At 66.2% G+C, this 22,396-nt stretch carries 21 protein-coding genes; 7 read left to right on the top strand and 14 right to left on the bottom strand.

The features are described from left to right. Window positions 1-4 precede the first annotated feature (4 nt). The gene (locus tag CLU87_RS17095) at window positions 5-1,663 is read left to right on the top strand and encodes a methyl-accepting chemotaxis protein (RefSeq protein WP_056059188.1); all 1,659 of its coding nucleotides are present in this window, start codon (window positions 5-7) and stop codon (window positions 1,661-1,663) included. A 66-nt stretch (window positions 1,664-1,729) separates the two neighbouring features. Here CLU87_RS17095 and CLU87_RS17090 read toward each other — a convergent pair whose 3' ends face one another. The 10 genes from CLU87_RS17090 to gspG form a co-directional block, all read right to left on the bottom strand. Next, complete coding sequence (locus CLU87_RS17090) at window positions 1,730-3,118, bottom strand: GspE/PulE family protein (protein ID WP_099731218.1); 1,389 nt, start codon at window positions 3,116-3,118, stop codon at window positions 1,730-1,732. Window positions 3,119-3,131: 13 nt separating this feature from the next. Beyond that, a complete protein-coding gene (gene gspD / locus CLU87_RS17085; protein WP_099731217.1) occupies window positions 3,132-5,411 on the bottom strand; it encodes a type II secretion system secretin GspD in 2,280 nt (759 codons plus the stop codon). A gap of 4 nt (window positions 5,412-5,415) precedes the next feature. After that, entirely contained in the window at window positions 5,416-6,228 is an 813-nt protein-coding gene (gene gspN, locus CLU87_RS17080) for a type II secretion system protein N (protein ID WP_099731216.1), read from the bottom strand. Between the two features lie 33 nt (window positions 6,229-6,261). Then, window positions 6,262-6,816, bottom strand: coding sequence for a type II secretion system protein GspM (gene gspM, locus CLU87_RS17075; RefSeq protein WP_099731215.1), 555 nt, complete (start codon window positions 6,814-6,816; stop codon window positions 6,262-6,264). Then, window positions 6,813-8,099, bottom strand: coding sequence for a type II secretion system protein GspL (gene gspL, locus CLU87_RS17070; RefSeq protein WP_099731214.1), 1,287 nt, complete (start codon window positions 8,097-8,099; stop codon window positions 6,813-6,815). Before gspL ends, gspM begins: the two co-directional genes overlap by 4 nt. A gap of 83 nt (window positions 8,100-8,182) precedes the next feature. Next, window positions 8,183-9,196, bottom strand: a complete 1,014-nt coding sequence (gene gspK / locus CLU87_RS17065; protein ID WP_099731213.1) for a type II secretion system minor pseudopilin GspK — start codon at window positions 9,194-9,196, stop codon at window positions 8,183-8,185. Then, a complete protein-coding gene (locus tag CLU87_RS17060; protein WP_199170842.1) occupies window positions 9,193-10,014 on the bottom strand; it encodes a type II secretion system protein J in 822 nt (273 codons plus the stop codon). The genes gspK and CLU87_RS17060 overlap by 4 nt, the downstream gene beginning before the upstream one ends. Continuing rightward, window positions 10,014-10,382, bottom strand: coding sequence for a type II secretion system minor pseudopilin GspI (gene gspI, locus CLU87_RS17055; RefSeq protein ID WP_099731212.1), 369 nt, complete (start codon window positions 10,380-10,382; stop codon window positions 10,014-10,016). Before gspI ends, CLU87_RS17060 begins: the two co-directional genes overlap by 1 nt. A 2-nt stretch (window positions 10,383-10,384) precedes the next feature. Beyond that, on the bottom strand, window positions 10,385-10,816 hold the full coding sequence (locus CLU87_RS17050; RefSeq protein WP_099731211.1) for a prepilin-type N-terminal cleavage/methylation domain-containing protein: 432 nt from the start codon (window positions 10,814-10,816) through the stop codon (window positions 10,385-10,387). Window positions 10,817-10,990: 174 nt separating this feature from the next. Continuing rightward, window positions 10,991-11,455 carry a type II secretion system major pseudopilin GspG gene (gspG, locus tag CLU87_RS17045; RefSeq protein WP_056745246.1) on the bottom strand — a complete coding sequence of 155 codons (465 nt, stop codon included), beginning with the start codon at window positions 11,453-11,455 and terminating at the stop codon, window positions 10,991-10,993. A 48-nt stretch (window positions 11,456-11,503) separates the two neighbouring features. Here gspG and CLU87_RS17040 point away from each other — a divergent pair, with 48 nt between their 5' ends. Continuing rightward, entirely contained in the window at window positions 11,504-11,953 is a 450-nt protein-coding gene (locus CLU87_RS17040; protein WP_056745245.1) for a type II secretion system protein N, read from the top strand. Window positions 11,954-11,973: 20 nt separating this feature from the next. On the opposite strand, the gene CLU87_RS17035 is transcribed toward CLU87_RS17040, so the two are convergent. From CLU87_RS17035 to ilvA, 3 genes are all read right to left on the bottom strand, one after another. After that, window positions 11,974-12,576: a histidine phosphatase family protein gene (locus CLU87_RS17035; RefSeq protein WP_099731209.1), complete on the bottom strand. Its 603-nt coding sequence runs from the start codon at window positions 12,574-12,576 to the stop codon at window positions 11,974-11,976. Continuing rightward, window positions 12,573-13,379 (bottom strand): adenosylcobinamide-GDP ribazoletransferase, encoded by an 807-nt coding sequence (gene cobS / locus CLU87_RS17030; protein WP_099731208.1) that lies wholly within the window; start codon window positions 13,377-13,379, stop codon window positions 12,573-12,575. Before cobS ends, CLU87_RS17035 begins: the two co-directional genes overlap by 4 nt. 80 nt (window positions 13,380-13,459) lie before the next feature. Further along, the gene (gene ilvA, locus CLU87_RS17025; protein WP_015012579.1) at window positions 13,460-15,019 is read right to left on the bottom strand and encodes a threonine ammonia-lyase, biosynthetic; all 1,560 of its coding nucleotides are present in this window, start codon (window positions 15,017-15,019) and stop codon (window positions 13,460-13,462) included. Window positions 15,020-15,396: 377 nt separating this feature from the next. Here ilvA and CLU87_RS17020 point away from each other — a divergent pair, with 377 nt between their 5' ends. Then, window positions 15,397-15,846 carry an OsmC family protein gene (locus tag CLU87_RS17020; RefSeq protein ID WP_099731207.1) on the top strand — a complete coding sequence of 150 codons (450 nt, stop codon included), beginning with the start codon at window positions 15,397-15,399 and terminating at the stop codon, window positions 15,844-15,846. 93 nt (window positions 15,847-15,939) lie between these two features. Here the strand turns inward: CLU87_RS17020 and coq7 are convergent, their stop codons facing one another. After that, window positions 15,940-16,557 (bottom strand): 2-polyprenyl-3-methyl-6-methoxy-1,4-benzoquinone monooxygenase, encoded by a 618-nt coding sequence (gene coq7 / locus CLU87_RS17015; protein ID WP_099732222.1) that lies wholly within the window; start codon window positions 16,555-16,557, stop codon window positions 15,940-15,942. A gap of 315 nt (window positions 16,558-16,872) precedes the next feature. Here coq7 and CLU87_RS17010 point away from each other — a divergent pair, with 315 nt between their 5' ends. The 4 genes from CLU87_RS17010 to CLU87_RS16995 all read left to right on the top strand — a co-directional run bounded on the left by CLU87_RS17010 (window position 16,873) and on the right by CLU87_RS16995 (window position 22,341). Further along, window positions 16,873-17,919: a porin gene (locus CLU87_RS17010; RefSeq protein ID WP_056059147.1), complete on the top strand. Its 1,047-nt coding sequence runs from the start codon at window positions 16,873-16,875 to the stop codon at window positions 17,917-17,919. A gap of 506 nt (window positions 17,920-18,425) precedes the next feature. Next, window positions 18,426-20,006: an ABC transporter substrate-binding protein gene (locus CLU87_RS17005; protein ID WP_099731206.1), complete on the top strand. Its 1,581-nt coding sequence runs from the start codon at window positions 18,426-18,428 to the stop codon at window positions 20,004-20,006. Between the two features lie 137 nt (window positions 20,007-20,143). Continuing rightward, window positions 20,144-21,124, top strand: a complete 981-nt coding sequence (locus CLU87_RS17000; protein ID WP_015012584.1) for an ABC transporter permease — start codon at window positions 20,144-20,146, stop codon at window positions 21,122-21,124. Continuing rightward, window positions 21,124-22,341: a M20 aminoacylase family protein gene (locus tag CLU87_RS16995; RefSeq protein WP_099731205.1), complete on the top strand. Its 1,218-nt coding sequence runs from the start codon at window positions 21,124-21,126 to the stop codon at window positions 22,339-22,341. Before CLU87_RS17000 ends, CLU87_RS16995 begins: the two co-directional genes overlap by 1 nt. Window positions 22,342-22,396 lie beyond the last annotated feature (55 nt).

The raw sequence follows: 22,396 nt of genomic DNA, 5'->3' as shown, positions 1-22,396 counted from the left end.
AGCCATGAATGCTCTCGGCCGCTTCTCCATCCGCACGCGTCTCTACTTCGGAACCGTCTTTTCCCTGATCCTTCTGGTCGTCATTGGTGCCATGGGCTACGTGGCCCTGGACCGAACGCGCGGCACGCTGCAGGTGCTGTTTTCAGAACGCGTGCAGACGCTGACCGACATGTCCGAGCTGCGCACCACCCTGGGTGACCTGCGCCGGACCGAAAAAGACATCATCATCAACTTCAACAACTCGGTCGAGGTCTCTGCCCTGCGCGAGTCCTGGGCCAAAACCCTGACCTCCCTGCGCAAGCGCCTGGCCGATGTGCGGCAAGTGCAGTCGGGCGATGCCGAGTTTGTGGCCTCGATCGACAAATCGCTCGATGAGATCAAGCAGTACGAAACCGGCATCTCACCCATCTTCGAAAAGATCGAGGGCGCGCAGCTCGACGGCGCAGGGGGCGGCGCCTACGCCGACCGCCTGAAGGTCCACATGGAAGCCACCGACAAGCTGTTCTCCAGCCTGGCGGGTTCGGCACGTGCGCAGATGGACGAGGCCCGCGCGGGTGTCGAATCGCGCACCTCCACCATGGCCGCACTGATTGGTGTGGGCCTGGTGCTGGCGCTGGCGGTGCTGATTCCGCTCACGTTCTTCAGCGTGCGTTCCATCACCAAGTCCCTCGGACAGGCACAGGAGCTGGCCGAACGCATTGCCAGTGGCGATTTGTCGCGCGATGTGGCAGCCATGAACCAGGATGAAGTGGGCCAGCTGGTGGGCGCCATGGGCCGCATGCAGGACTCGTTGCGTGACCTGGTGCGCCAGGTGCAGGACGCGGCGGGCAACATCTCCACCGCCAGCTCCGAGATCGCCAGCGGCAACCATGACCTGAGCCACCGCACCGAGCAGACAGCGGCCAACCTGGAAGAGACCGCCTCGTCGATGGAGGTGCTGACCAGCACCGTGCAGCAAAGCGCCCAGGCCTCGCGCCAGGCCAGCGACTTTGCCTCGTCCGCCGCCGAGGTGGCTGCGCGCGGTGGCGCCGTGGTGTCGCAGGTGGTGACCACCATGGACCAGATCACCACCAGCTCGCGCAAGATTGCCGATATCACGGGCGTGATCGATTCGATTGCGTTCCAGACCAACATCCTGGCGCTCAACGCGGCGGTGGAAGCCGCCCGTGCCGGTGAGCAGGGCCGTGGCTTTGCGGTGGTGGCCAGCGAGGTGCGCAACCTGGCGCAGCGCAGCGCCGAAGCGGCCAAGGAGATCAAGGGCCTGATCGGTTCGTCGGTGGAGCGGGTCGAAGACGGCTCGCGCCTGGTAAGCCAGGCCGGCCAAACCATGACCGAGATCGTGAGCAGCGTGCGGCGCGTGTCCGACATCATTGCGGAGATCACCGCTTCGTCGGCCGAGCAAAGCGACAACATCGGCCAGATCAGCCAGTCGGTCACGCAGCTCGACCAGATGACCCAGCAGAACGCGGCACTGGTGGAGGAGTCCACCGCAGCGTCCGAGTCGCTGCGCGAGCAGGCGCACCACCTCAACAGCGCGGTCAGCCAGTTCAAGCTGCAGGATGGCGCGACGGCATCCCCGGCGTTTAGCACCTCGGCACCTGCAACGCCCGCCGCACCTGCGATGGCCCAGGTGGGGCGCCGGCCCGCGCTGCAGATCCGGTAGTTTGAAGTGTTTTTGGCTGGTAGCGCTAGTGCTTCATGCTCTAGCAGCTATCAAAAAAGTAGCAAATCAGTCTCGCGTCACCCGCAGCACTTCTTCGCGGCTGGTGATGCCGGCGGCAATCAGGCGTTCGCCATCGTCCCGCATCAGCGCCATGCCACCCGCCAGCGCTGCGGTGCGGATGTCGGCCTCTGAGGCCTGGTTGTGGATCTGTGCCCGGATCGCGTCCGTGGTCACCAGCAACTCGAACACGCCCGTGCGGCCGGTGTAACCCGTCTGGCCGCAGTGCTCGCAGCCCGTGCCGTGGCAGTGGCTGCAGAACTTGCGCACCAGGCGCTGGGCCAGCACGCCCAGTAGCGACGACGACAGCAGGAAGGGCTCCACACCCATGTCGGTCAGGCGCGTGACGGCGCTGGCCGCGTCGTTGGTGTGCAGGGTGGCCAGCACCAGGTGGCCCGTCAGCGAGGCCTGGATGGCGATCTGCGCGGTCTCGAAATCGCGGATTTCACCAATCATGATGATGTCCGGGTCCTGCCGCAGGATGGCGCGCAGCGCCTTGGCAAAGGTCAGCTCGATCTTGCTGTTGACCTGGGTCTGGCCCACGCCCGGCAGCTCGTATTCGATGGGGTCTTCCACCGTCATGATGTTGTTGCGCGTGGCGTCGAGCCGACCCAGCGCTGCATACAGCGTGGTCGTCTTGCCCGAGCCTGTGGGGCCGGTGACCAGGATGATGCCGTGCGGCTGGCCGATCAGGCCCTCAAAGCGGCGCAGGGTGTCGCCCTGCATGCCCACGGCCTCCAGGCTCAGCTTGCTTTCACTCTTGTCCAGCAGGCGCAGCACGGCGCGCTCGCCGTGCGCGCTGGGCAGGGTGGAGACGCGCACGTCGATGGCGCGCGTGCCCAGGCGCAGGCTGATGCGGCCGTCCTGGGGCAGGCGTTTTTCGCTGATGTCCAGGTCGGCCATGATCTTCAGGCGCGAGATCAATGCGGCGTGCAGCGCGCGGTTGGGCTGCACCACTTCGCGCAGCGTGCCGTCCACACGAAAGCGCACGCTGCTGTGGCGCTCGTAGGGCTCGATGTGGATATCGCTCGCGCCGTCGCGTGCGGCCTGCGTGAGCAGGGCGTTGAGCATGCGGATAATGGGTGCGTCGCCGGCTGATTCCAGCAGGTCCTCGACGGCCGGCAGCTCCTGCATCATGCGCGAGAGGTCGGCGTCGCTCTCGACCTCGCTCACCACGGTGGCAGCGCTCGATTCGCTGTGTGAATAGGCCGCGCTGATGCGCTGGGCCAGGGCCGGGGCATCGAGCGCAAGCAGTTGCTGCACCGGGTGCTTGCGCAGCACTTCGGACAGCGCGCCCGCGTCGGGGCTGGGGCCGTGCCACAGCACCAGCTGGTGGCCGTCGTCCTCCAGCAGCAGCTGGGCGGTGCGGGCAAAGGCGTAGGGCAGGGGGTGGCGCATGCGTGGCGGCCCTTCAGCGTGGCGAGGTCTCTGCGGGCAGGGGCACCAGCGGCTGTGCAGGCACGGTGGCTGCGCCGGGCTCTGTGCGTTGTGGCAGCGCGGGCAGGATGGGCGCGCCGGACACCGACTTCATCACCACGCTGGGCGCGGGCTGGGTGGTCTGCTGCAGCGCGCGGATGGCCTCGTAGCGGTCCATCATCAATGCGTCGCTGGTGGCGTTATCACGCACCACAATGGGGCGCAGGAACACCATCAGGTTGGTCTTGTTGCGGGTGCGGTTCTCGCTGCGGAACAGGTTGCCCAGCACCGGGATGTCGCCCATCACCGGCACCTTGTCCTGGCCTTGCGAGTAGCTGTCTTCCAGCAGGCCGCCAATCACGATGATGCTGCCATCGTCCACCACCACGTTCGACTCGATGGAGCGCTTGCTGGTGGTGGGGCCGTTGGCGTTGCTCAGCGTGGCGGTGTCAATCTTGGAGACCTCCTGGTAGATCGCCATCTTCACCGTGCCGTTCTCGCTGATCTGCGGACGCACCTTGAGCATGAGGCCCACGTCTTTGCGCTCCACCGTGGTGAACGGGTTCACGGTATTGTTGCCTGTGCTGTTGGCGTACGAGCCCGTCACGAAGGGCACGTTGTTGCCGATGATGATGCGCGCCTCTTCGTTGTCCAGCGTCATCAGGTTGGGTGTGGAGAGCACATTGGCATCGCCGCTGTTCTGCAGAAAGTTCGCCAGCGCGCCCAGGTAGTACTGCCCGTTGATGCGCGGGGCCAGCCCCAGGTTCAGGCCTGTGCCCAGGCCGCTGCTGCCGGCCAGGGATGCGTAGTTGCCCGTTGCGAGCGCAGCCGTGGCATTGAGAATGTTCATGCCGGCCTGGCCGGAGTTGGTACCGATCACGCCCACAGTGCCATCACCGTTCTTGCCCAGAACGCCCTGCCACTGGATGCCGAACTCGGCCACCTTGTTGGCAGAGACCTCGACGATCAGGCTCTCGACCAGCACCTGCGCGCGGCGGCCGTCGAGCTTGTCGATCACGTCGCGCAGCTGGCGGTACAGCGGCTCGGGCGCGGTGATGATGAGCGAGTTGGTGGTGGGGTCGGCCTGGATCTGCCCGCCGGTGGAGGGCTGGTTGTTGTTGGTACTGCTGGTACCCATGGCGCTCGCGCTGGATCCCAGGCCGCCGGTGCTACTACTGCTGCCGGACGAGCTGCCGTTGGTGGACAGCATGCCGCCGGTGCTGAGCCCCGTGCTGGGCGCGGGCGCGCTGGCGCCACCCCCGCCGCTGGCCGCACCGCCATTGCCACCGCCCATGGCCGCCATGGCGGCGCGCAGGGTGGTGGCCAGCTTGGTGGCGTCGGCGTTCTTGAGGTAGACCACATGGATGTTGCCGCTGGCCGCGCTGCTGCCGGGCGCAGGCGCCTGGTCCAGCTGGGCCACCAGGGCGCGCACCTGGGCCACGCGGGCCGGGTTGGCGGCACGCAGGATCAGCGAGTTGCTGCGCGGCTCGGCGATGAGGGTGGTCTTGAACGCGGTGTCGGCCTGGCCGGGCGCGGCCGCGGCTGCGGCACCCCCGTTGGCGCTGCCGCCGTCGATCAGGCGCGACACCAGCGGTGCGAGGTCGCTGGCAATCGCGTTCTTGAGCGGAATCACCTCCACATCGCTGGCGTTGGACACATCCATGGCCGCCACGATGCGCGCCAGGCGCTGCAGGTTGTCGGCATAGTCGGTGATCACCAGCGAGTTGTTGCCGGGGTTCACGTTGATGGTGTTGTTGGGGCTGATGAGCGGGCGCAGCACCGGCACCAGATTGGCCGCATTCTCGAAGTTGAGCTTGAAGATCTGCGTGACGATTTGTCCACCGCCGGGCGCGCTGCCCGCGTTGCCCTGCACCACGCTCACGCTGCCTCCCTGCAGCTTGGCGTCGGCCTCGGGCACCACCTTGTACAGGCCCGCCGCCTCCACCACCGTGAAGCCCTGCAGGCGCAGCGCGGCCAGGAACTGCTGGAACGCGGCGGCAGGCGTCACCGCGCGCTCGGTCACGAGGTTGAGCTGGCCTTTGACCCGTGGGTCCACCACCACGTTGCGGCCGGTGATGGTGGCCATGGTGCGGGCCACGGCCTCGATCTCGGCGTTGGCAAAGTTGAGCGTGACGGGTTCGCTGGGGCGTACGCTGCCGGTGCGGGTGTCCACCGCCGTCTGGGCGCCAATTTGGCCGCTAGCGCAGGTAATTATTGCGCTGGCAGCTATTGTTTTGAGAGTAAAGCGCAGGCGTGGAGCAAACAGGAAAGTCATAGATTCAACCCACGGTGATGATGGAGCGCGCGCCATTGCGCCGTCCGATGATGTTCAGAAGATTGGACAGTGCGGCCTCCCGCTCGGGGGTGGCGCTGGCCTCGCCCGCAAAGCGCAGGCGGTTGCCCACCCACTGGCCGCTGCCGCTCAGTTGCAGGGCCCCGTCGAGGGTGCTGAGGGCAAGCGTGGGCACCTCGCCGCCCTGCAGCACCAGCCGGTAGCTGCCCATGGGGCGCAGGGTGGACAAGCGCGAGGACATGGCCCGCGCATCCATCTGGGCCTGGCCCGACAGCACCATGCGGCCAGCAGCCCATTGCGCCGTCAGCGCGCGTGTTTGCAGTGCCAGCTGCCCCTGCGGCTGCAGTGTGTTCCAGGGGGTGCCCAGGCCCGCCAGCAAGGCCGCCGGCCACTGGCTCTGGCCGTCGGCCACAGTGATTTGCGGGCCGGCCCAGCGCAGGTGCACCTGGGCCCGCAGGGGCTCGGGCGTGCAGCAGCCTGCGTGCAGTTGGGCGCTTAGCCCGCCCCAGGTGGGGCGCAGCTGCCAGTCCACCCGGCCGGGCAGGGCGGCGCTGTCTTTGCTGGCCTGGCCACCAGTCAACACCAGTTGGGCCGAGCCGGTCCATACCGTGCCCCTTGGCTGCAGCAACAGCACCTGTCCCTGGGTAGCGCGTGCCACGCCGCCGGCCAGCCAGTGCGCGGGCGCAAAGGCTGCCACGGCGGGTAGCACGCCGGCCAGCGCACCGGCCCATGCCCAGCCCCACGCCGTGCGGGGGGCGGAGCTGGGGGCTGGACGTGTCGGACGGAGGTTGCGGGCCACGGGGGGAATGTGTTGTTCAGGTCAGTCCGCGGGTCAGCGGGCCGGGGCGACGGGCAGGGCCAGCACCACGGTGCCATCCCAGCGGGGCATGGCCACGGGCGCGCTGCCCAGGGTGATGGGCGCATTGCCGGTGGGCGCCGCAGCAGCAGGGGCTGCGCTGCGGGTCAGCCGCGCTTCCAGCGGCGTGGCGCGGGCGTTGCTGCGGGCTTGGGCCAGCCATTGGGCCAGCGCGTCGGCCGAAGCCCCTTTGAGCGTGACCGTGGCGCGGTCGCCCGCCACGTTGAGCTGTGCCGTGTTGCCCATGCGCTGCGTGAGGGCGGTGCGCAGCGCACCCACGGCATCGCCGGGGCTGGTGGCGGGTGTGGCCTGCAGCTGCTGGGCCTCCGCCTGCAGGCTTTGCATGCGCTGCAGCTGGGCGTCGAGTGCGGCGTGCCGCGCGGGCGCAGCGCGCAAGGTGCCGAGTGCGGGGGCGACGGCCACCCACCACAGCAGGGCCAGCGCCACCACCGCGGCGGCGGCCAGCACCAGGTTCTGCTCGCGGGGCGCCAGGGCTTTCCAGCGGTCCTGGAGGGCGGAGGATCGGGTCATGGGCTCACCTCGGTGCGCAGCAACAGGCTGCCATCGTCCACGCGGGCGCGGTATCCGGCGGCTTGCAGGCGGCCGGACACCACAGATTCTTCATCGGGCGCCAGGGTCACGCCACGCAGGCGCAGCTCGCCGGGCGTGTATTCGATGCTGCTGGGCAGGCGGCCATCGGGCAAGGCCGCTCCAGCCGCCGCCAGCAGGGGCTCCAGGTCGCGCGCCGAGACACTGCCGGCAGCCTGCCGCAGCTGGGCGAGTTCGCGCTCCATCTGCACCGGCGCATCGACCACCACCTGCACTTTGGGGAAGGTCTGGGTCAGGGTGTTGCGTACGCTGGCCTGCTTGGCAGTCAGCGCCTGCCGTTCTTGCCAGGCCCAGGCATTGAGCCCCACCAGGTGCGCCACCACCAGCACGCCCGCGCCCCAGCGGGCTGCACGCCACTGCGGGGCGTACAGCGCCGCGCTCAGCGCGCTGCCCACTTTGCGCAGCGCGCGGGTGCTGCTGGTGCTGGACAGGTCGAACTGCGCCAGGTCCCAGTCGCCGCGGGCGGCATCGAGCGCGCGCTGGCTGGTGGTGTGCAGGGCAATGCGTTGGCCTTGCTGGCCCAGGGTGCGTTCGGCCAGCGCAGCCACGGCGGGCTCGGCGCGGACCGTGAGGGCTGGGTTGTCGCCGCTATCGGCGGCTGGCAAGCCGGCGCGTGCCAGGGTCAGGGCCATGGGGGTCAGCGGCAGCACCGCCACGCCTTGGTCGGCGCCATGGCCGGTGAGCACCACATAGGCCTCTTCGGGCGTGCCCAGGGCACACAGCTCGGGCTGGCCGCTGGCCGTGGGGCCCGGCGCAAATTCGGGCACCACGCGGGCCACGCGGCGGCCTGCGGCCTCCAGCGCCTGCAGGTGTTCGCGCAGCCAGGCGCGGTCGCACACGGCCACCCACACCGGTTCGCCAGCCTGCGCACGACTTTGTGCGCCGGGTTGCAGCGCAAAGTGCAGCTGGCTGGCATCGTCCAGCACGCGGTCTTCGAGCAGGCCTTCGAGCACGGATCGCAGCCGGGGCGTCTGCTGGCCGGCACCCAGCGGCACGCCGGCCGGAATGGTCACGCGCTGCCACGACAGCGCCCGTGCGGGCACCACGGCCACGACCTCGCCGCCGGGGCGGGTGGGCTCGGGCAGCAGGGCTGCGGGTGCGGTGGCGTGCTGGAGGGCGGAATGGCCGTCAGCCGTGAGCGTGTAGGCGTACTCGGAGGCGGGTCCCGGACGGGCCGGCGGCAGGAAAAGGATCAGGGTGCTCATGGGCGGGTTTTGCGGGCCATTTTAGGGGGCGGGCGTGACGCAGCGGCGGTGTGGGTGGGTGCAGTGTGAGGGTTGTTACACCCTCAGCGCTGTGCCCCGGGCAGCAGTTGCGTGGTTTCCCGGTCGAAGGCGCCGCGTTCGCGCCACAGTGTGGTCACGTCGATGCCCTGTTTGCGCACCAAAGAGCGCTCGTCCACCATCGCATCGCCGAGCCGCAGGCGGCCCCGCACTTCAAAGTACGACGAGGCCACGGCGTGGGCACTTTCGTTGATGTCGATGCTGGCGCCCACCAGGTCGCGCACGTCGCTGAGGGTGCGGAAGTGCCGCGCCTCGCGGGTCTGCACGATCTTCTGGGCCGTGGCGCTGTCCAGCCCGTCGATGGCGGCCATGAGCACGTTGATGTCGGCGGTGTTCAGGTTGACCGGGGTGCGCACGGGCAGCAGCGTCACATGGGGGGCGAGCGCCGCCACCGTGGCCGGGGTCAGGCCCAGCCACCCCAGCTGGGTCACGCTGGGCGGTAGCAGGGGGGCGGAACCACTGTCGGCGCCCGCACCCGCCTGCGCCCGGCGCAGGCCGTCGATCAGCACGCTCAGCTGCTGTCCGGGCAGGCCCAGGCGCTCGAACAATCGGGTGAACTGCCGCAGCGCCACGGCCTGCACCTGCCCGCCCTCCGTGAGGTTGGTGATGTTCAGGCGGCCCTGCAGGTCGGTGATCTGGCCCGACAAGAAGGCCTCGGTGGTGTCGGTGCTGGCGTCGTCCACCTGGGTCACGTTCTTGTCGGCCGCGAGGAAGGTGGACAGCCGGGCCTCCTGCAGAGGGATGGCCCAGGGCTCGGCCAAGTGGTCGGCCCCGCCGGAGCGCCCATCCTCGCGCAGGATGAGCCGCGACCAGTCGAGCGCACCGACCAAAATCCAGGTGGACTGCACGTGGCCGCGCTCGGCCGTCTCGACCTCCACCGCGCGCCACTGCTGCCACATCGCGGCCGCCGCAAAGGTGGCGACCAGCGTGACGGTGAGCATGGCGGCGAGCAGGGCGGCGCCGTGCTCCTTGCGTCTGTGCCACTGGCACCGCCAACGCGCGAGCCGGTGGGTGCTCATGTCCTGCCTCCGCCCAGCACCGGGTTGACCCAGTCTCGCGTGAGCTGGCCCGTCAGCGCCAGGCCCGGGGGCAGGGTGATCTGCAGGCGGATGCCGTCCGGGATGGCCGAGGTGCTGTCACCCGTCGGGGTGCCCGTGCTCGACTGTGGGTTGGACCACGCGCCACCCCGGTAGTAAAAGATCTGCCAGTTGTCCAGCGGCAGCAGCGTCACCTCGTAGCGCCGCTCGGCGTCGCCCGGCGTACGCGCCCACTGGGCGGCCTGCTCCCAGGCCTGCCGCCAGTCGGCTCGGGTGCGCACTGGCGGCGACTGCCAGCGCAGCCACTGGCCCACGCCCTGGTTGTTGTTGCGGCGGGTCCAGGCCACCACCAGCGCACCCTCGTCGGGTACGGCGCTGCTGCGGCGGGTGAGGCGCAGCACCTGGCCGTCCCAGTCCAGCGGCGTGGTGTTGGCAACGGGCATCAGGGCGTCCAGGTCCGTACCCCACTGCCCCAGCGCAGCCTGCAGCACCAGCATCTCGTCTGCCCGCTGGCGCGTGGACTCCTGCGCCCGCACCATGCCATCGAGCCCGCGCCAGCTCAGGATGGCGATCAACGCCATGACGCTGATCGCGACCAGCAACTCGATGAGTGTGAAGCCGCGCGGGGCCGTGCCCCCACTGCTGAGGCGCCGGCGCGAGGCCTGAGCAACTGGCGCGGCCCAGGCCAGCGGACGCCGCGCAAGGGCCGCCCCGCCGCGCTGGCGGCGACCCCCTGCCCGCATTGCACAGCAATGCGAGAGCGGGGGGAAGGCCCGCAGGGCCTCAGGGGGGTGTTCCATCAATACCTTCCAATGATGGTGGAGAGGCGCAGGATGGAGTTGTCCCCGTCCAGCACCTGCGCATCGATGCGCCGAAAACTCGGGTTGGGCGTAGGCCGCACGATGGTCACCACCTGCAGCTGGCGCCCGGCCTGCTCGCAGGTCAGGCTGCTGTCACCCACGCTTGGCATCTGGCGGGAGAGCCGGGCCTTGACCAGCTCGTTCTCCGCGCACAGCTGCGCGAGCACGATGTCGGACTGCCGCAGGGCGTTGCGCGTGAGCGCCGTCGTGGCCTGCAGCCCCGCCATGAGGGCAATGGCCACGATGGCCAGCGCCACCAGCACTTCCACAAGCGTGAAACCCCGGTGGCCGATGAGAGGGCGGCGCATCCTCACTGCACCGCATCCACGGAAAACGGGCGCACGCCGTCGGTGGCAATGCGCAGGGTGCGGTCGGGGGAGGACTGGTGGGTGATCAGCACCTGCTGCGGGCCGATCAGGGGCTCGGGGCCCAGTAGCAGCACTGCCGGCCCGCGCACCACGGTGCCAGGGTCCAGCCACTGGTTGGGCAGGGCGGCCTGTGCGCTGCGCGGCAGCCCTTCAAAGCGGAAGCCCCCCGGCAGCGCGCGCCAGCGCACGGGGATGCCCCCTGCGCGGGACTGGGCACGCGCGGATTCGAGCAGCGCCGCCAGCCGTGCGGCTTCCCGCTCCAGCTGCGTCTGTCCGCCATCGCGCATCGCCAGCCCCACGCCCGCCGTGGCCAGCGCCATGATGCTGATGACCACCAGCAGCTCCAGGAGGGTGAATCCGCCCGAGCGGTTCATGAAGCTGCGCGATGGGCGGTCGCAACGGTCACGGCGTATCCACCAGGCGCACGGCCGCAGCGCCGGGCCGCCCCAAGCAAGGCCCGGCCCCATGCACCAGCGAAGCGCGGGGCGAGCCTGCTGTGGGGAGCAGGGAGTGACACGCCAGGGCACGACCGTGGGGACCACATCTCTTTACTGCCAGCTGCCAATATCGGCGTCCTTGCCTTCGCCGCCCGACTGGCCATCGGCGCCGAACGACATCACGTCGATCTCGCCCTTGATGCCGGGGTTGAGGTATTGGTAAGGGCGGCCCCAGGGGTCGTTGGGCAGCTTTTCGAGGTACAGCTTCCAGTTGCCCGGCACGGGGCCCGCAGTGGGCTTGATGACCAGCGACTGCAGGCCCTGCTCGGCCGTGGGGTAGCGCTGGTTGTCCAGGCGGTAGAGCTTGAGCGCCTGCATGATGTTGGTGATGTCGGTGCGGGCGGCCGTCACGCGGGCATCGTCGGCACGTTCGAGCACGTTGGGCACGATCAGCGCGGCCAGCACGCCGATGATCACCAGAACCACCATCAGCTCGATGAGGGTGAAACCACGGGCCACGGACTTGGCAACGCGGCGGGGGGCGGAGCGCACGAGGAGGGAGAAAGAAGTGTTCACTGCTGGCGGTCTCTCGGATGGTCGAATCGCGTGAATCATAATCCCCGCATGGTGACCAATACGTACAGCAAATGGGGCGTCCGCCTGGGGACTCTGGTGCTCTGGGCAGCAGCCGGCGCCAGCGTGGTCTATTGGGGGCTGCGCCTGTCGGCGCCTTCGTCCGCGTCCTCCGCCCCGGCAGTGGCGCCCGCCCCGGTGGCCATGGACGCGCAGGCGCTGGCGCGTTTGCTGGGTGCTGCGCCTGCAGCCCCTGGCGTGGCAGCGCCGGTGGCACCCACCGCGAGCCGGTTCACGCTGATCGGGGTGCTGTCGGGGCGCAGCAGCGGCGGCGGTGCGGCACTGATTGCCGTGGACGGCAAGCCCGCCAAGCCCTTCCGCGTGGGCGCTGCGGTGGACGAAGGCCTGGTGTTGCAGGCCCTGGGCCCCCGCCAGGCGCAACTGGGGACCAGCATGGGCGGACCCGCTACGGTGACGCTGGACATGCCGCTCAAGAACTAGGCACCTGCTGGCCTACAGCTTCAGGCCAGTTCCCTGATTTCCCATTCCCCCCAGCCCGGCGCCGCCACCGGCCAATCCTCTGAGCGGGGCAGGGCGCTCTCACCCCGCTCCTGCAACCAGGCCACGCAGCGGGCCACTCCGGCGTGGGTGATCCACACCACATCCCCCACGCCCTGTTCGGTGCGCCACGCCTGGGCGGTCTGCAGGGCTGCTGCCACGCGGTGCAGCATGTGGGCCAGGCTTTCGCCCCCGCCGGGTGTGTGGGTGGCGAATCCGGCCACCCAAGTGTCGATGGCACTTTTGCCGATGGCGTCCCAAGGCTGCCCTTCCCAGCGGCCGAAGTCCATCTCGCGCAGCCGGGCGTCGGGAGTGAAGGTAAAATCCGGTCTGAGCGCTTGTAATTCATGCGCCAGCAGCTCACATCTTTGTAGCGTGGAATACGCCACGCACGCAGCGCCCCCCCCGGGGGGCAGGGCCGTTGCCAAGCGCTCTGCCGCAGCGCGGGTGGCCTGCGCGTCGGCCGGCACGTCCAAAGCGCCGTAGCAGGTGCCCGGGGGAACCAGCGGGGCTGCATGGCGCACCAGCCACAGGCGGCTGCTGGTGGAGGCAGGGGGGGGCGTCATAGCCATCGCAGTGCGATGGCCACGCCCAGGTAGAAACCGATTTCGCTCACCTGCTGCGTGGCGCCCAGGCAGTCGCCGGTGAAGCCTTGCAGCCGTCGGGCGAACCAGCGCGCCATCCAGCCCGCGCAGAGCGCGCTGAGAGCGATGGGCGCTACCAAAAAAAGAGCTGTCTGGGCATATCCGACTAGCGCAAGGGGCGGAAAACACCATAAAAGTGCCGCAACCAGTGCCTGGCCGGAGATCTGGTCGGCCAGCGGCTTGCTTTTGGAGCGCGCCGTATCACCCACATGCGGCAGGCTGCGCACGATGAGCAGGGGCCAAAAGCGCGACAACACGTGTGCGCCGACCAGGGCCGCCAGTGCCACCGGCAGGCTGTGCGCCCCCAGCAGCGCCAGCAGGCTGAGCTTGGTCAGTAACGCCAGCACCAGCGCCATGGCCCCGAAGGCGCCAATGCGCGAGTCCTTCATGATGTCCAGCGCGCGTTCGCGGTCGTAGCTGCCGCCCAGGCCGTCGGCGACGTCGGCCAGGCCGTCTTCATGGAAACCACCGGTCATCAGCACCGTGGCGATGGTGCAGAACACTGCGGCCACGGCCGGGGCCAGCGGGTTGGGCGCTAGCGCCCAGTGCAGCGCGGCGTACACGGCCGTGGACAGCAGCGCCGCCAGCCAGCCGATGCCCGGAAAGTGCGCCGCGCTGGCCCGCAGCATGGCCGGGCTGTAGCCCACCCACTGCGCTAGCCGACCGGTGACGGGAATGCGGGTGAAGAACTGCACGGCCAGCAGGTAGTGGCGCAGGGCTTGCATGGTGTGCAGTGGGGGCTTGGTGCTTCTGTTTTGATAGCTGTCAAGGCATTTTCAACTAGCGCTTGCAGCCATTTTGGGCATTATTTGGACCGCAAGAACAGGCGGTAGGCCGGGTTCAGCGTTTCTTCCACATAGGGGTAGCCCAGCGTGGCCAGGAAGGCGTCGAAGGCCGCCTTGTCCTCGGGCGGCACCTGCATGCCCACGAGGATGCGGCCATAGTCCGCGCCCTGGTTGCGGTAGTGGAACAGGCTGATGTTCCAGGTCGGCTGCATCAGGCTCAAAAATTTGAGCAGCGCGCCGGGCCGCTCGGGGAAGGTGAAACGCATCAGGCGCTCGTCCTGCGCCAGGGCCGAGTGGCCGCCCACCAGGTGGCGCAGGTGTTCCTTGGCCAGTTCGTCGTGGGTCAGGTCCAGCGCCTCGAAACCGTGGCGGTTGAAGTTCTTGGCGATCTTTTCCGATTCACCCTTGCCGTTGGTAGTCAGGCCCACGAACACATGGGCGCGGGCGGCGTCGCTGATGCGGTAGTTGAATTCGGTCACGTTGCGCGGGCCGCCGGGCAGGCCGCCCACCACCTCGCAGAAGCGGCGGAAGCTGCCGCGTTCTTCGGGGATGGTGACGGCGAGCAGCGCCTCGCGCTCCTCGCCCACCTCGGCGCGCTCGGCCACAAAGCGCAGGCGGTCGAAGTTCATGTTGGCGCCGCACAGGATGGCCGCGTAGGTCTCGCCCTTGGTCTTGCGCTGTGCCACGTACTGCTTGATGGCGGCCACGGCCAGCGCCCCAGCGGGCTCGACGATGCTGCGCGTGTCCACAAAGATGTCCTTGATGGCGGCGCAGACGGCGTCGGTATCGACGGTGATGTAGTCATCGACCAGGCCCTGCGCCACGCGGAAGGTTTCCTCGCCCACCAGCTTCACGGCCGTGCCGTCTGAGAACAGGCCCACATCGGCCAGCGTCACGCGCTCGTGCGCCTGCACCGACTGGATCATGGCGTCCGAGTCGTTCATCTGCACGCCGATCACCTTGATCTCGGGGCGCACGGCCTTGATGTAGTTGGCCACACCCGAGATGAGTCCGCCGCCGCCAATGGCCACGAACACGGCATCGAGCTGGTTGCTGCCCAGGCTTTGCAGCTGGCGCAGGATCTCCATGGCGATGGTGCCCTGGCCGGCAATCACGTCCGGGTCGTCGAACGGGTGCACGAAGGTCAGGCCCTGTTCCTTTTCCAGCTGGACGGAATGGCCGTAGGCGTCGGAATAGCTCTCGCCAAACAGCACGACCTCGCCACCAAGCGTCTTCACGGCATCAATCTTGAGCTGCGGGGTGGTGGTGGGCATCACGATCACGGCGCGCGTGCCTAACCGGTGGGCGCTCATGGCCACGCCCTGGGCGTGGTTGCCGGCCGAGGCGCAGATCACGCCGCGCTGCAGCTGCTCGGGCGTGAGGTGCGCCATCTTGTTGTACGCGCCCCGCAACTTGAAGCTGAACACGGGCTGCTGGTCTTCGCGCTTCAGGAGTACCTTGTTGTGCAGGCGGCGGCTGAGGTTCTTGGCGGGCTCCAGCGCCGACTCCACCGCCACGTCGTACACGCGGGCAGTCAGGATTTTCTTGAGGTAGTCGGCGGGGGTGAGGTGCTGGGTCATGGCAGGTGCAGGAGGAGAGCCCCACCGGCGCAGGGCAACGGGCGGGGGCCCACATCATAGGGCGTCGCCCTAGCGAGGGGCCGAGGCATCCGGGACGGCAGTCTGCCGTGGGACGGTGCGAGCGGGCAAAAAAAAGCCCCGGGCCGTGAGGCCTGGGGCTAATCCATCCTTTGAGGAGATGGAGGAGACAATCGGTGCGAGGCAAGTGCCGGGTTCCGGGCTTCTTGCCGCCTGCCGGTTCCTTTCTGTTCGAAAGCGGCAGCGCATGGGCGAAGTTTAGCGCGAGTCTTGTTGCGATGCAGCAAAATTCGCATCAAATTCTTTTCGTTTCGGTTTTCCGTGCGAAAAAAACCACGTGTCACACAGGAGAAACACAAATGGAATGCACAGTCAGTTGGACCGGCGGGGCGGGAACCCGTTCTGGCATGGGTTTTGTGGCCGAAACCGGCAGCGGCCATGTTTTGACCATGGATGGCGCCCCCGATGCCGCCAACCCCGCCAACGGCGGCCAGAACCTGGCGCCCCGGCCCATGGAGACCGTGCTGGCGGGCACGGGCGGGTGCACCGCCTATGACGTGGTGCTGATCCTCAAGCGCGGCCGCCATGACGTGCGCGGCTGCAGCGTCAAGTTGACGACGGAACGTGCCCAGACCGACCCGAAGGTGTTCACCAAGATCCACATGCACTTCACCGTCACGGGCAAGGGCATTCCCCCGGCCGCCGTGGAGCGTGCGATTGCCATGAGCCATGACAAGTACTGCTCGGCCAGCATCATGCTGGGCAAGACGGCCGAAATCACCACCGGCTTCGAAGTGCTGGAGGCTTGAGGGGGCGGCGTGTAGTGGTCTGGACTGCCAGGCTGAGCGGGTTGCGGCGCGTATGTTTTGGTACGCCTGCTGCCCGCGTGACCAGCTGGGGATTCAAAGATAGTGCGCCGTGGTGGTCATGACCTTCGCGGCGCCTTTCATGGCAAGGCGCACCGGGACGGGCAATTCCAGCGCACCGGCGGCGCGGGCCTGGTCTGCGTGCCGCTCCTCGTCCTGCTTCATCCGGGCGACCACTGCCCTTGACGCCTGGTCTTGCTCGGGAAGCCTGTCGAGGTGGCTTTGCAGATGCGCGGCCACCTGGGTTTCCGTCTCCACCACAAAACCCAGGTTGGCCCGGTCGCTGACCTTGGCAGCCACCAGCCCGAGCGCAAAAGCCCCTGCGAACCACAGAGGGTTGAGCAGGCTGGGGCGTGCGCCCAGTGCGTCCAGGCGCTGCTGTGTCCATGCCAAATGGTCGGTCTCTTCGCGCGCCGCTGCCTGCAGGTGGTCCCGCAGGGCGGGGTCACGGGTGACGGCCGCCTGCGCACTGTAGAGTGCCTGGGCGCACACTTCCCCCACATGGTTCACGCGCATCAGGGCTCCCGCCAGCTTTTTCTGCGCAGGATCCAGCGACGCCTCGGGCACACCGTGTGCCGGTGTCTGTTCGGAAGCTCGGGGTTGGGCAAACAGTGTGCGCAGCGCGTTGTCTGCGGCAGTCAAAAAAGCGTCCATGGAAAGCTCTCGGATGGCAATGGCGTCGAAACACAAATTGCACTTGGATACAAAAAACCGCAAGGCAAGGCACAGGAGTTGCATGCAGCAATCGTGATTTTGCCCGTGCGCACTGAAATGTTGCAACACTGCAACGAATTTCCCCTTTCGGGGCGATTGTGGGTGAATTCCTTTGCGAAACCCGGCCGGGTCTGGTGCAATAAGAGCAACTTCCCCACCAGGAGGTTGGCCCGGGAAACCGGCGGGACTGTGCAGGTGCTTTCACCATAGACCCCCCGTACCGGAGCCCGATGTTTAACCTTGGAGTAACTCGCAATGAAAAAATCCCTGATTGCCCTGGCTGTGCTGGCTGCTTCCGGCGCTGCAATGGCTCAATCTTCCGTGACCCTGTTCGGCGTGGTTGACGCAACCTACGCTTACGGTTCCGGCAGCGTCTCTAACAAGTCGCAACTGACAAACTCCGGCTACAACAGCAGCCGTCTGGGTTTCCGCGGCGTTGAAGACCTGGGTGGCGGCATGTCCGCTTCGTTCTGGCTCGAAGCTGGTCTGAACAACGACAACGGCACCGGCGGCGTTACCAACACCAACAACCAAGCAGCTACCAGCACTGGCGGCGGCCTGACTTTCAACCGTCGTTCGACGGTTAGCCTGAACGGCGGCTTCGGTGAAGTGCGTCTGGGCCGTGACTACACCCCCCAATTCTGGAACCTGACCGTGTTCGATCCGTTCGGCACGAACGGCGTGGGCACCACCCAAACCCTGAACTCCAGCCTGGGCGGCCCTACCACCATCCGCGCTTCGAACTCCATCGGCTACTTCCTGCCTGGCAATCTGGGTGGTTTCTACGGCCAAGCCCAGTACTACATGGGTGAGAACAACAGCAACGCTGCCAACAAGAAGGACGGCAACGGCCTGGCACTGCGCGCTGGTTACGCTAACGGCCCCATCAACGCTGCTATCGCTTTCTCCGAAACCAAGTTCCTGGCTGGCAACATCAAGGCTGTGAACCTGGGCGGTCAATATGATCTGGGCATGGCCAAGATCATGGCTCACTACAACCAAGACAAGATCAGCGGCGGCAACGACGGTAAGGGCTTCCTGATCGGTGGTCTGATCCCCATGGGCGCTGGCGAAATTCGTCTGGCTTACTCCACCTACAAGATCAGCACTCCTGGTGCAGATCCCCGTACGAACAAGCTGGCTCTGGGCTATGTGCATAACCTGTCCAAGCGCACCGCTCTGTACGCAACCTACGCTCACCTGAACAACAAGAACGGCGCTGCTCAATCCCTGAACGGTGCTGTGACTGGTGTGAACGACAACTCCAACGGTTACGACTTCGGTATCCGTCACAGCTTCTAATATCCTCAGCTGGCTTTGGCCAGTTGCTGATAAAAAAGCTTAAAAAGCCGCCTTCGGGCGGCTTTTTTCATTTCTCGAATTGTTTGCGCGAGTGTGTTCGTTGCGTGCGACTTCCTGTGTATCGATTCGGGTAGTACAAATTGGTCTCGTGGCTCACGTGCTGAACCATGATTGCTCAGCAGTCCTATAGGACTTGTGGTGTGGCCGATTGCCGTGCGCTGAGTGCTCCCGTCGAAACGGCTAGAAAATCAAACGGGTGGTAAGGCCGCAGTGCAATGCATTTGACCCCGGGTTGCTGAAGGGCGAAGCAATATCGCAGCCTTGAACGGCGGCATGGGCCCGCACGGACAAGGGCAAAAAGAAAGTTTGAACTGGCACCAACCTTGCATAGAGGACGCGTTGTCGGCGCAGTTATAGGCCCTTCATGGCACCGGGGATTCAGGGATTTCCCGTTGGCTATAGAGCAACCTTTACTGCATAGTAAAACTTTTAATCAAGAGGGTTCCATGAAACTCAACCACAGTCTTTTGGCGGTGGCTGCGGCTGCCGCGCTGCTGTTTGCGCCATCACTGCAAGCCAAGCCTTTCAAGTGGGCCAGTCAGGGGGAAATCGCGACCTGGGACATTCACTCCCAGAACAATGCGCTGCAAAACGGCCTTCATGCCAACGTGTATGAAAGCCTGGTGTACTACAACAGCAAGACGTTTGATGTGGAACCCGTACTGGCAACAGCCTGGCGGGAGATCAGCCCCATGCAGGTGCGTTTTACGCTTCGCCAGGGCGTCAAGTTCCATGATGGTTCGCCGCTGACCACTGACGATGCTGTGTACTCCATCCAGCGGGCCATGGCCAAAACGTCCAACTTCACCCCCTACGTGCAGGGCATCAGCAAAGTGGTGAAGGTGGATGCCCAGAACTTTGACGTGATCCTGTCTTCGCCCAACCCGGTGCTGCTGCGTCAGATGACCGAGCTGCGCATCATGAGCAAGGCATGGGCGGAAAAGAACAAGTCGGTGGAGCCCAAAGACATCAAGGGCACCGACGAGAACTTTGCCCACCGCAATGCCATGGGGACAGGGCCTTACACCCTCGAATCTTGGCAGCCTGATGTGAAGATGGTGTTCAAGCGCAACCCCAACTGGTGGGGCAAGATGGACGGTAACGTGACCGAGATCGTCTACACACCCATCAAGTCTGCTGCCACACGCATTGCCGCACTGTTGTCGGGTGAGGTGGATCTGGTGCTCGATCCGTCACCTCAGGATCTGGGTCGCCTGCGCGCCAGCCCTGACCTGAAGGTGATTGACGGCGTAGAGAACCGCACGATCTTCCTGGGCATGGACCAGTTCCGCGAAGAGTTGCCGGGCTCGAACATCAAGGGCAAGAACCCGCTCAAGGATCTGCGGGTGCGCAAGGCCCTCTATCAGGCGATTGATGCCGAAACCATCTCGCGCAACATCATGCGCGGCCTGGGCAAGCCCACCGGCACCATCGTGGCGCCACAAGTGGCCGGCTACACCGAGGCCGTGGGCAAGCGCTTCCCGTACAGCGTGGATGCGTCCAAGAAGCTGCTGGCCGAGGCCGGGTATCCCGATGGTTTTGAAGTGGACTTCGCCTGCCCCAACAACCGCTACATCAACGACGAAGCCATCTGCCAGGCCGTGACAGCGATGTGGGCGCGCGTGGGTGTGAAGGCCAAGCTGCGCACGCTGCCGCTGGTCAACTACTTCCCGATGATCCAGCGCTACGAAGCCAGCATCTACATGCTGGGCTGGGGCGTGCCGACATTCGACGCGCTGTACAGCCTGCAATCGCTGGTGCGCACCGTGGGCCAGGGCGGTGACGGCAACTACAACGTGGGTCGCTACAGCAACCAGCGCATGGACTATCTGGTGGACCGCATCAAGGCCGAGACCGATGCGCCTGTTCGCGCCCGCATGCTGACCGAGGCGCTGCAACTGTCCAACGACACCGTGTCGCACATTCCTCTGCATGACCAGGTGATCCCATGGGCCATGAAGAAGAACATCGAACTGGTGCACCGTGCCGATAACCGCGTGGACATGCGCACCGTCAAGGTGAACTGATTTATTCTTGACAGACTGGAAGCAAGGGCCGTGCGGCCCTTGCTTTCTTTGGTATATCTGACGATGTATTGACCCGCAGTGCCTCAGCCACCAAAAGTGACGGCGGCACTTCCATCGAACACTCACTCGACTCTCTGATGCTTGCCTTTATATTGCGCCGCCTGATACAGGCTGTGATTGTCATGGTCACGGTGGCCTTCATCTCCTTCATGCTGTTCCAGTACGTGGGAGACCCCGTGGTGTTCCTGCTGGGCCAGGACGCCACCCCCGAGCAGATCCGCGAGTTGCGCAGCGCCCTCGGCTTGGACAAATCCTTCTTTGTGCAGTTCTGGCACTTTCTGGTGAATGCAGCGCAGGGTGAGTTTGGACTGAGCCTGCGCCAGGGAGCCAAGGTGTCGCGCCTGATTGCCGAGCGCTTCCCGGCCACTCTCGAGTTGGCGCTGGTTGCAGCCCTCCTCGCGCTGGTCATTGGTGTGCCGATGGGTGTGTATGCCGCCCTCAAGCGCGGCACCTTCACCAGCCAGCTGTTCATGACACTGTCCCTGCTGGGAGTGTCCCTGCCCACCTTCCTGATCGGCATCTTGTTGATTTTGGTGTTTGCCGTACACCTGGGCTGGTTCCCCAGCTTTGGTCGGGGTGAGGTCGTGCAGCTGGGCTGGTGGAGCACCGGCTTGCTCAAGGCCAAGGGCTGGCACCACATCACCCTGCCTGCGATCACGCTGGCCATCTTCCAGCTCACGCTGATCATGCGGCTGGTGCGGGCCGAAATGTTGGAGGTGCTGCGCACCGACTACATCAAGTTCGCCCGGGCTCGTGGCCTGTCCAATCGGGCCATCCATTTTGGCCACGCCCTTAAGAACACTCTCGTGCCCGTGCTGACCATCACAGGTCTGCAACTGGGTGGCCTGATCGCCTTTGCAATCATTACCGAGACGGTGTTCCAGTGGCCAGGCATGGGCCTGCTGTTCATCCAGGCTGTGACCTTCGCTGACATTCCCGTGATGGCCGCTTACCTGTGCCTGATTGCGTTGATCTTTGTGGTGATCAACCTGGTGGTGGACCTGCTGTACTTCGCGGTCGATCCTCGACTGCGCGTTGGCAAGGCAGGAGGCCATTGATGCAAGGCCCCCGTTTGAAAGCTGGTGGCCGCGCCTTCGCTCACATCGCGCAGTACCACCCTGAGTTGACGGCACTGCGGCGTGACCTGCATGCCCATCCGGAGCTGGGTTTTGAAGAGATCTACACCAGCAAACGCGTCAAGGAAGCGCTGAAGCTCTGCGGTGTGGATGAGATCCACGAAGGCATCGGGCGCACGGGTGTGGTGGGCGTCATTCGTGGGCGCAGCAGCGCCGGCGGTAGCATGGTGGGCCTGCGCGCCGACATGGATGCCCTGCCGCTGACCGAGCACAACGACTTCGCCTGGAAGTCCTGCAAGCAGGGCCTCATGCACGGCTGCGGCCATGACGGTCACACCGCCATGCTGATTGGCGCTGCGCGCTACCTGGCCGAAACCCGCAACTTCGATGGCACCGCCGTGCTGGTGTTCCAGCCGGGCGAAGAAGGCTTTGCCGGTGCCCGCGTGATGATGGAAGACGGGTTGTTTGACCGCTTCCCCGTGCAGTCCATCTTTGCCATGCACAACTGGCCCGCAATGAAGCCCGGCACCGTGGGGATCAATGCCGGTCCGATGATGGCAGCCGCCGACCGTTTCACGGTCGAGATCACTGGGCGTGGCGGCCACGGCGCGCACGCCTACCAGACGGTGGACGTTGTGCTGGTCGCGGCCCACATCATCACCGCAGCGCAGAGCATCGTTTCGCGCAATGTGCGGCCCATCGACAGTGCGGTGGTCAGCCTGTGCGCGATGCAGGCAGGCGACCTGGGTGCCTTCAGCGTGCTGCCCGGCACGGCCACGCTGGTGGGCACCGTGCGCACCTTCGACCCGCTGGTGCAGGAGATGGTGGAAAAGCGCCTCAAGGAGTTGTGCAGCGCCATTGCGCTCGGCTTCGGTGCCACGGCCACGGTGCACTACGAACGCATCTACCCCGCCACCATCAACAGCGAAAGCGAAGCCATCTTCGCGGGCGATGTGGCCGAGTCGCTGCTGGGGGCCGACCACGTGGTGCGCGACCTGGAGCCCAGCATGGGCGCTGAAGACTTCTCTTTCATGCTGCAGAACAAGCCGGGGGCCTACCTGCGCATTGGCCAGGGCACAGGATCGAGCGGCAGCGCCTTGCACAACAGTCGGTATGACTTTAACGATGACATCCTGCCGCTGGGCGCTGCGCTGCACGCCAGCCTGATCGAGCAGGCCATGCCGCTGCCCGCGCTCTGATCAGGCGCGGGCGTCTGACTTCTCCACGCACACACCGCTCACCCACCGGAAGTCT

It is taken from the genome of Acidovorax sp. 59 (assembly GCF_002754175.1).
Classification (GTDB): Bacteria; Pseudomonadota; Gammaproteobacteria; order Burkholderiales; family Burkholderiaceae_C; genus Acidovorax; species Acidovorax delafieldii.
The sequence above is the reverse complement of the archived record's forward strand: the minus strand, read 5'-3'. Positions and strand labels throughout refer to the sequence as shown.

What these genes read in the sequence shown, in the direction of transcription:
- CLU87_RS17095 (WP_056059188.1), top strand. Translation starts at nt 5, where the DNA reads ATGAATGCTCTCGGCCGCTTCTCCATCCGCACGCGTCTCTACTTCGGA.
- CLU87_RS17090 (WP_099731218.1), bottom strand. Translation starts at nt 3,118, where the DNA reads ATGCGCCACCCCCTGCCCTACGCCTTTGCCCGCACCGCCCAGCTGCTG.
- gspD (WP_099731217.1), bottom strand. Translation starts at nt 5,411, where the DNA reads ATGACTTTCCTGTTTGCTCCACGCCTGCGCTTTACTCTCAAAACAATA.
- gspM (WP_099731215.1), bottom strand. Translation starts at nt 6,816, where the DNA reads ATGACCCGATCCTCCGCCCTCCAGGACCGCTGGAAAGCCCTGGCGCCC.
- gspL (WP_099731214.1), bottom strand. Translation starts at nt 8,099, where the DNA reads ATGAGCACCCTGATCCTTTTCCTGCCGCCGGCCCGTCCGGGACCCGCC.
- gspK (WP_099731213.1), bottom strand. Translation starts at nt 9,196, where the DNA reads ATGAGCACCCACCGGCTCGCGCGTTGGCGGTGCCAGTGGCACAGACGC.
- CLU87_RS17060 (WP_199170842.1), bottom strand. Translation starts at nt 10,014, where the DNA reads ATGGAACACCCCCCTGAGGCCCTGCGGGCCTTCCCCCCGCTCTCGCAT.
- gspI (WP_099731212.1), bottom strand. Translation starts at nt 10,382, where the DNA reads ATGCGCCGCCCTCTCATCGGCCACCGGGGTTTCACGCTTGTGGAAGTG.
- CLU87_RS17050 (WP_099731211.1), bottom strand. Translation starts at nt 10,816, where the DNA reads ATGAACCGCTCGGGCGGATTCACCCTCCTGGAGCTGCTGGTGGTCATC.
- CLU87_RS17040 (WP_056745245.1), top strand. Translation starts at nt 11,504, where the DNA reads ATGGTGACCAATACGTACAGCAAATGGGGCGTCCGCCTGGGGACTCTG.
- CLU87_RS17035 (WP_099731209.1), bottom strand. Translation starts at nt 12,576, where the DNA reads ATGACGCCCCCCCCTGCCTCCACCAGCAGCCGCCTGTGGCTGGTGCGC.
- cobS (WP_099731208.1), bottom strand. Translation starts at nt 13,379, where the DNA reads ATGCAAGCCCTGCGCCACTACCTGCTGGCCGTGCAGTTCTTCACCCGC.
- ilvA (WP_015012579.1), bottom strand. Translation starts at nt 15,019, where the DNA reads ATGACCCAGCACCTCACCCCCGCCGACTACCTCAAGAAAATCCTGACT.
- CLU87_RS17020 (WP_099731207.1), top strand. Translation starts at nt 15,397, where the DNA reads ATGGAATGCACAGTCAGTTGGACCGGCGGGGCGGGAACCCGTTCTGGC.
- coq7 (WP_099732222.1), bottom strand. Translation starts at nt 16,557, where the DNA reads ATGGACGCTTTTTTGACTGCCGCAGACAACGCGCTGCGCACACTGTTT.
- CLU87_RS17010 (WP_056059147.1), top strand. Translation starts at nt 16,873, where the DNA reads ATGAAAAAATCCCTGATTGCCCTGGCTGTGCTGGCTGCTTCCGGCGCT.
- CLU87_RS17005 (WP_099731206.1), top strand. Translation starts at nt 18,426, where the DNA reads ATGAAACTCAACCACAGTCTTTTGGCGGTGGCTGCGGCTGCCGCGCTG.
- CLU87_RS17000 (WP_015012584.1), top strand. Translation starts at nt 20,144, where the DNA reads ATGCTTGCCTTTATATTGCGCCGCCTGATACAGGCTGTGATTGTCATG.
- CLU87_RS16995 (WP_099731205.1), top strand. Translation starts at nt 21,124, where the DNA reads ATGCAAGGCCCCCGTTTGAAAGCTGGTGGCCGCGCCTTCGCTCACATC.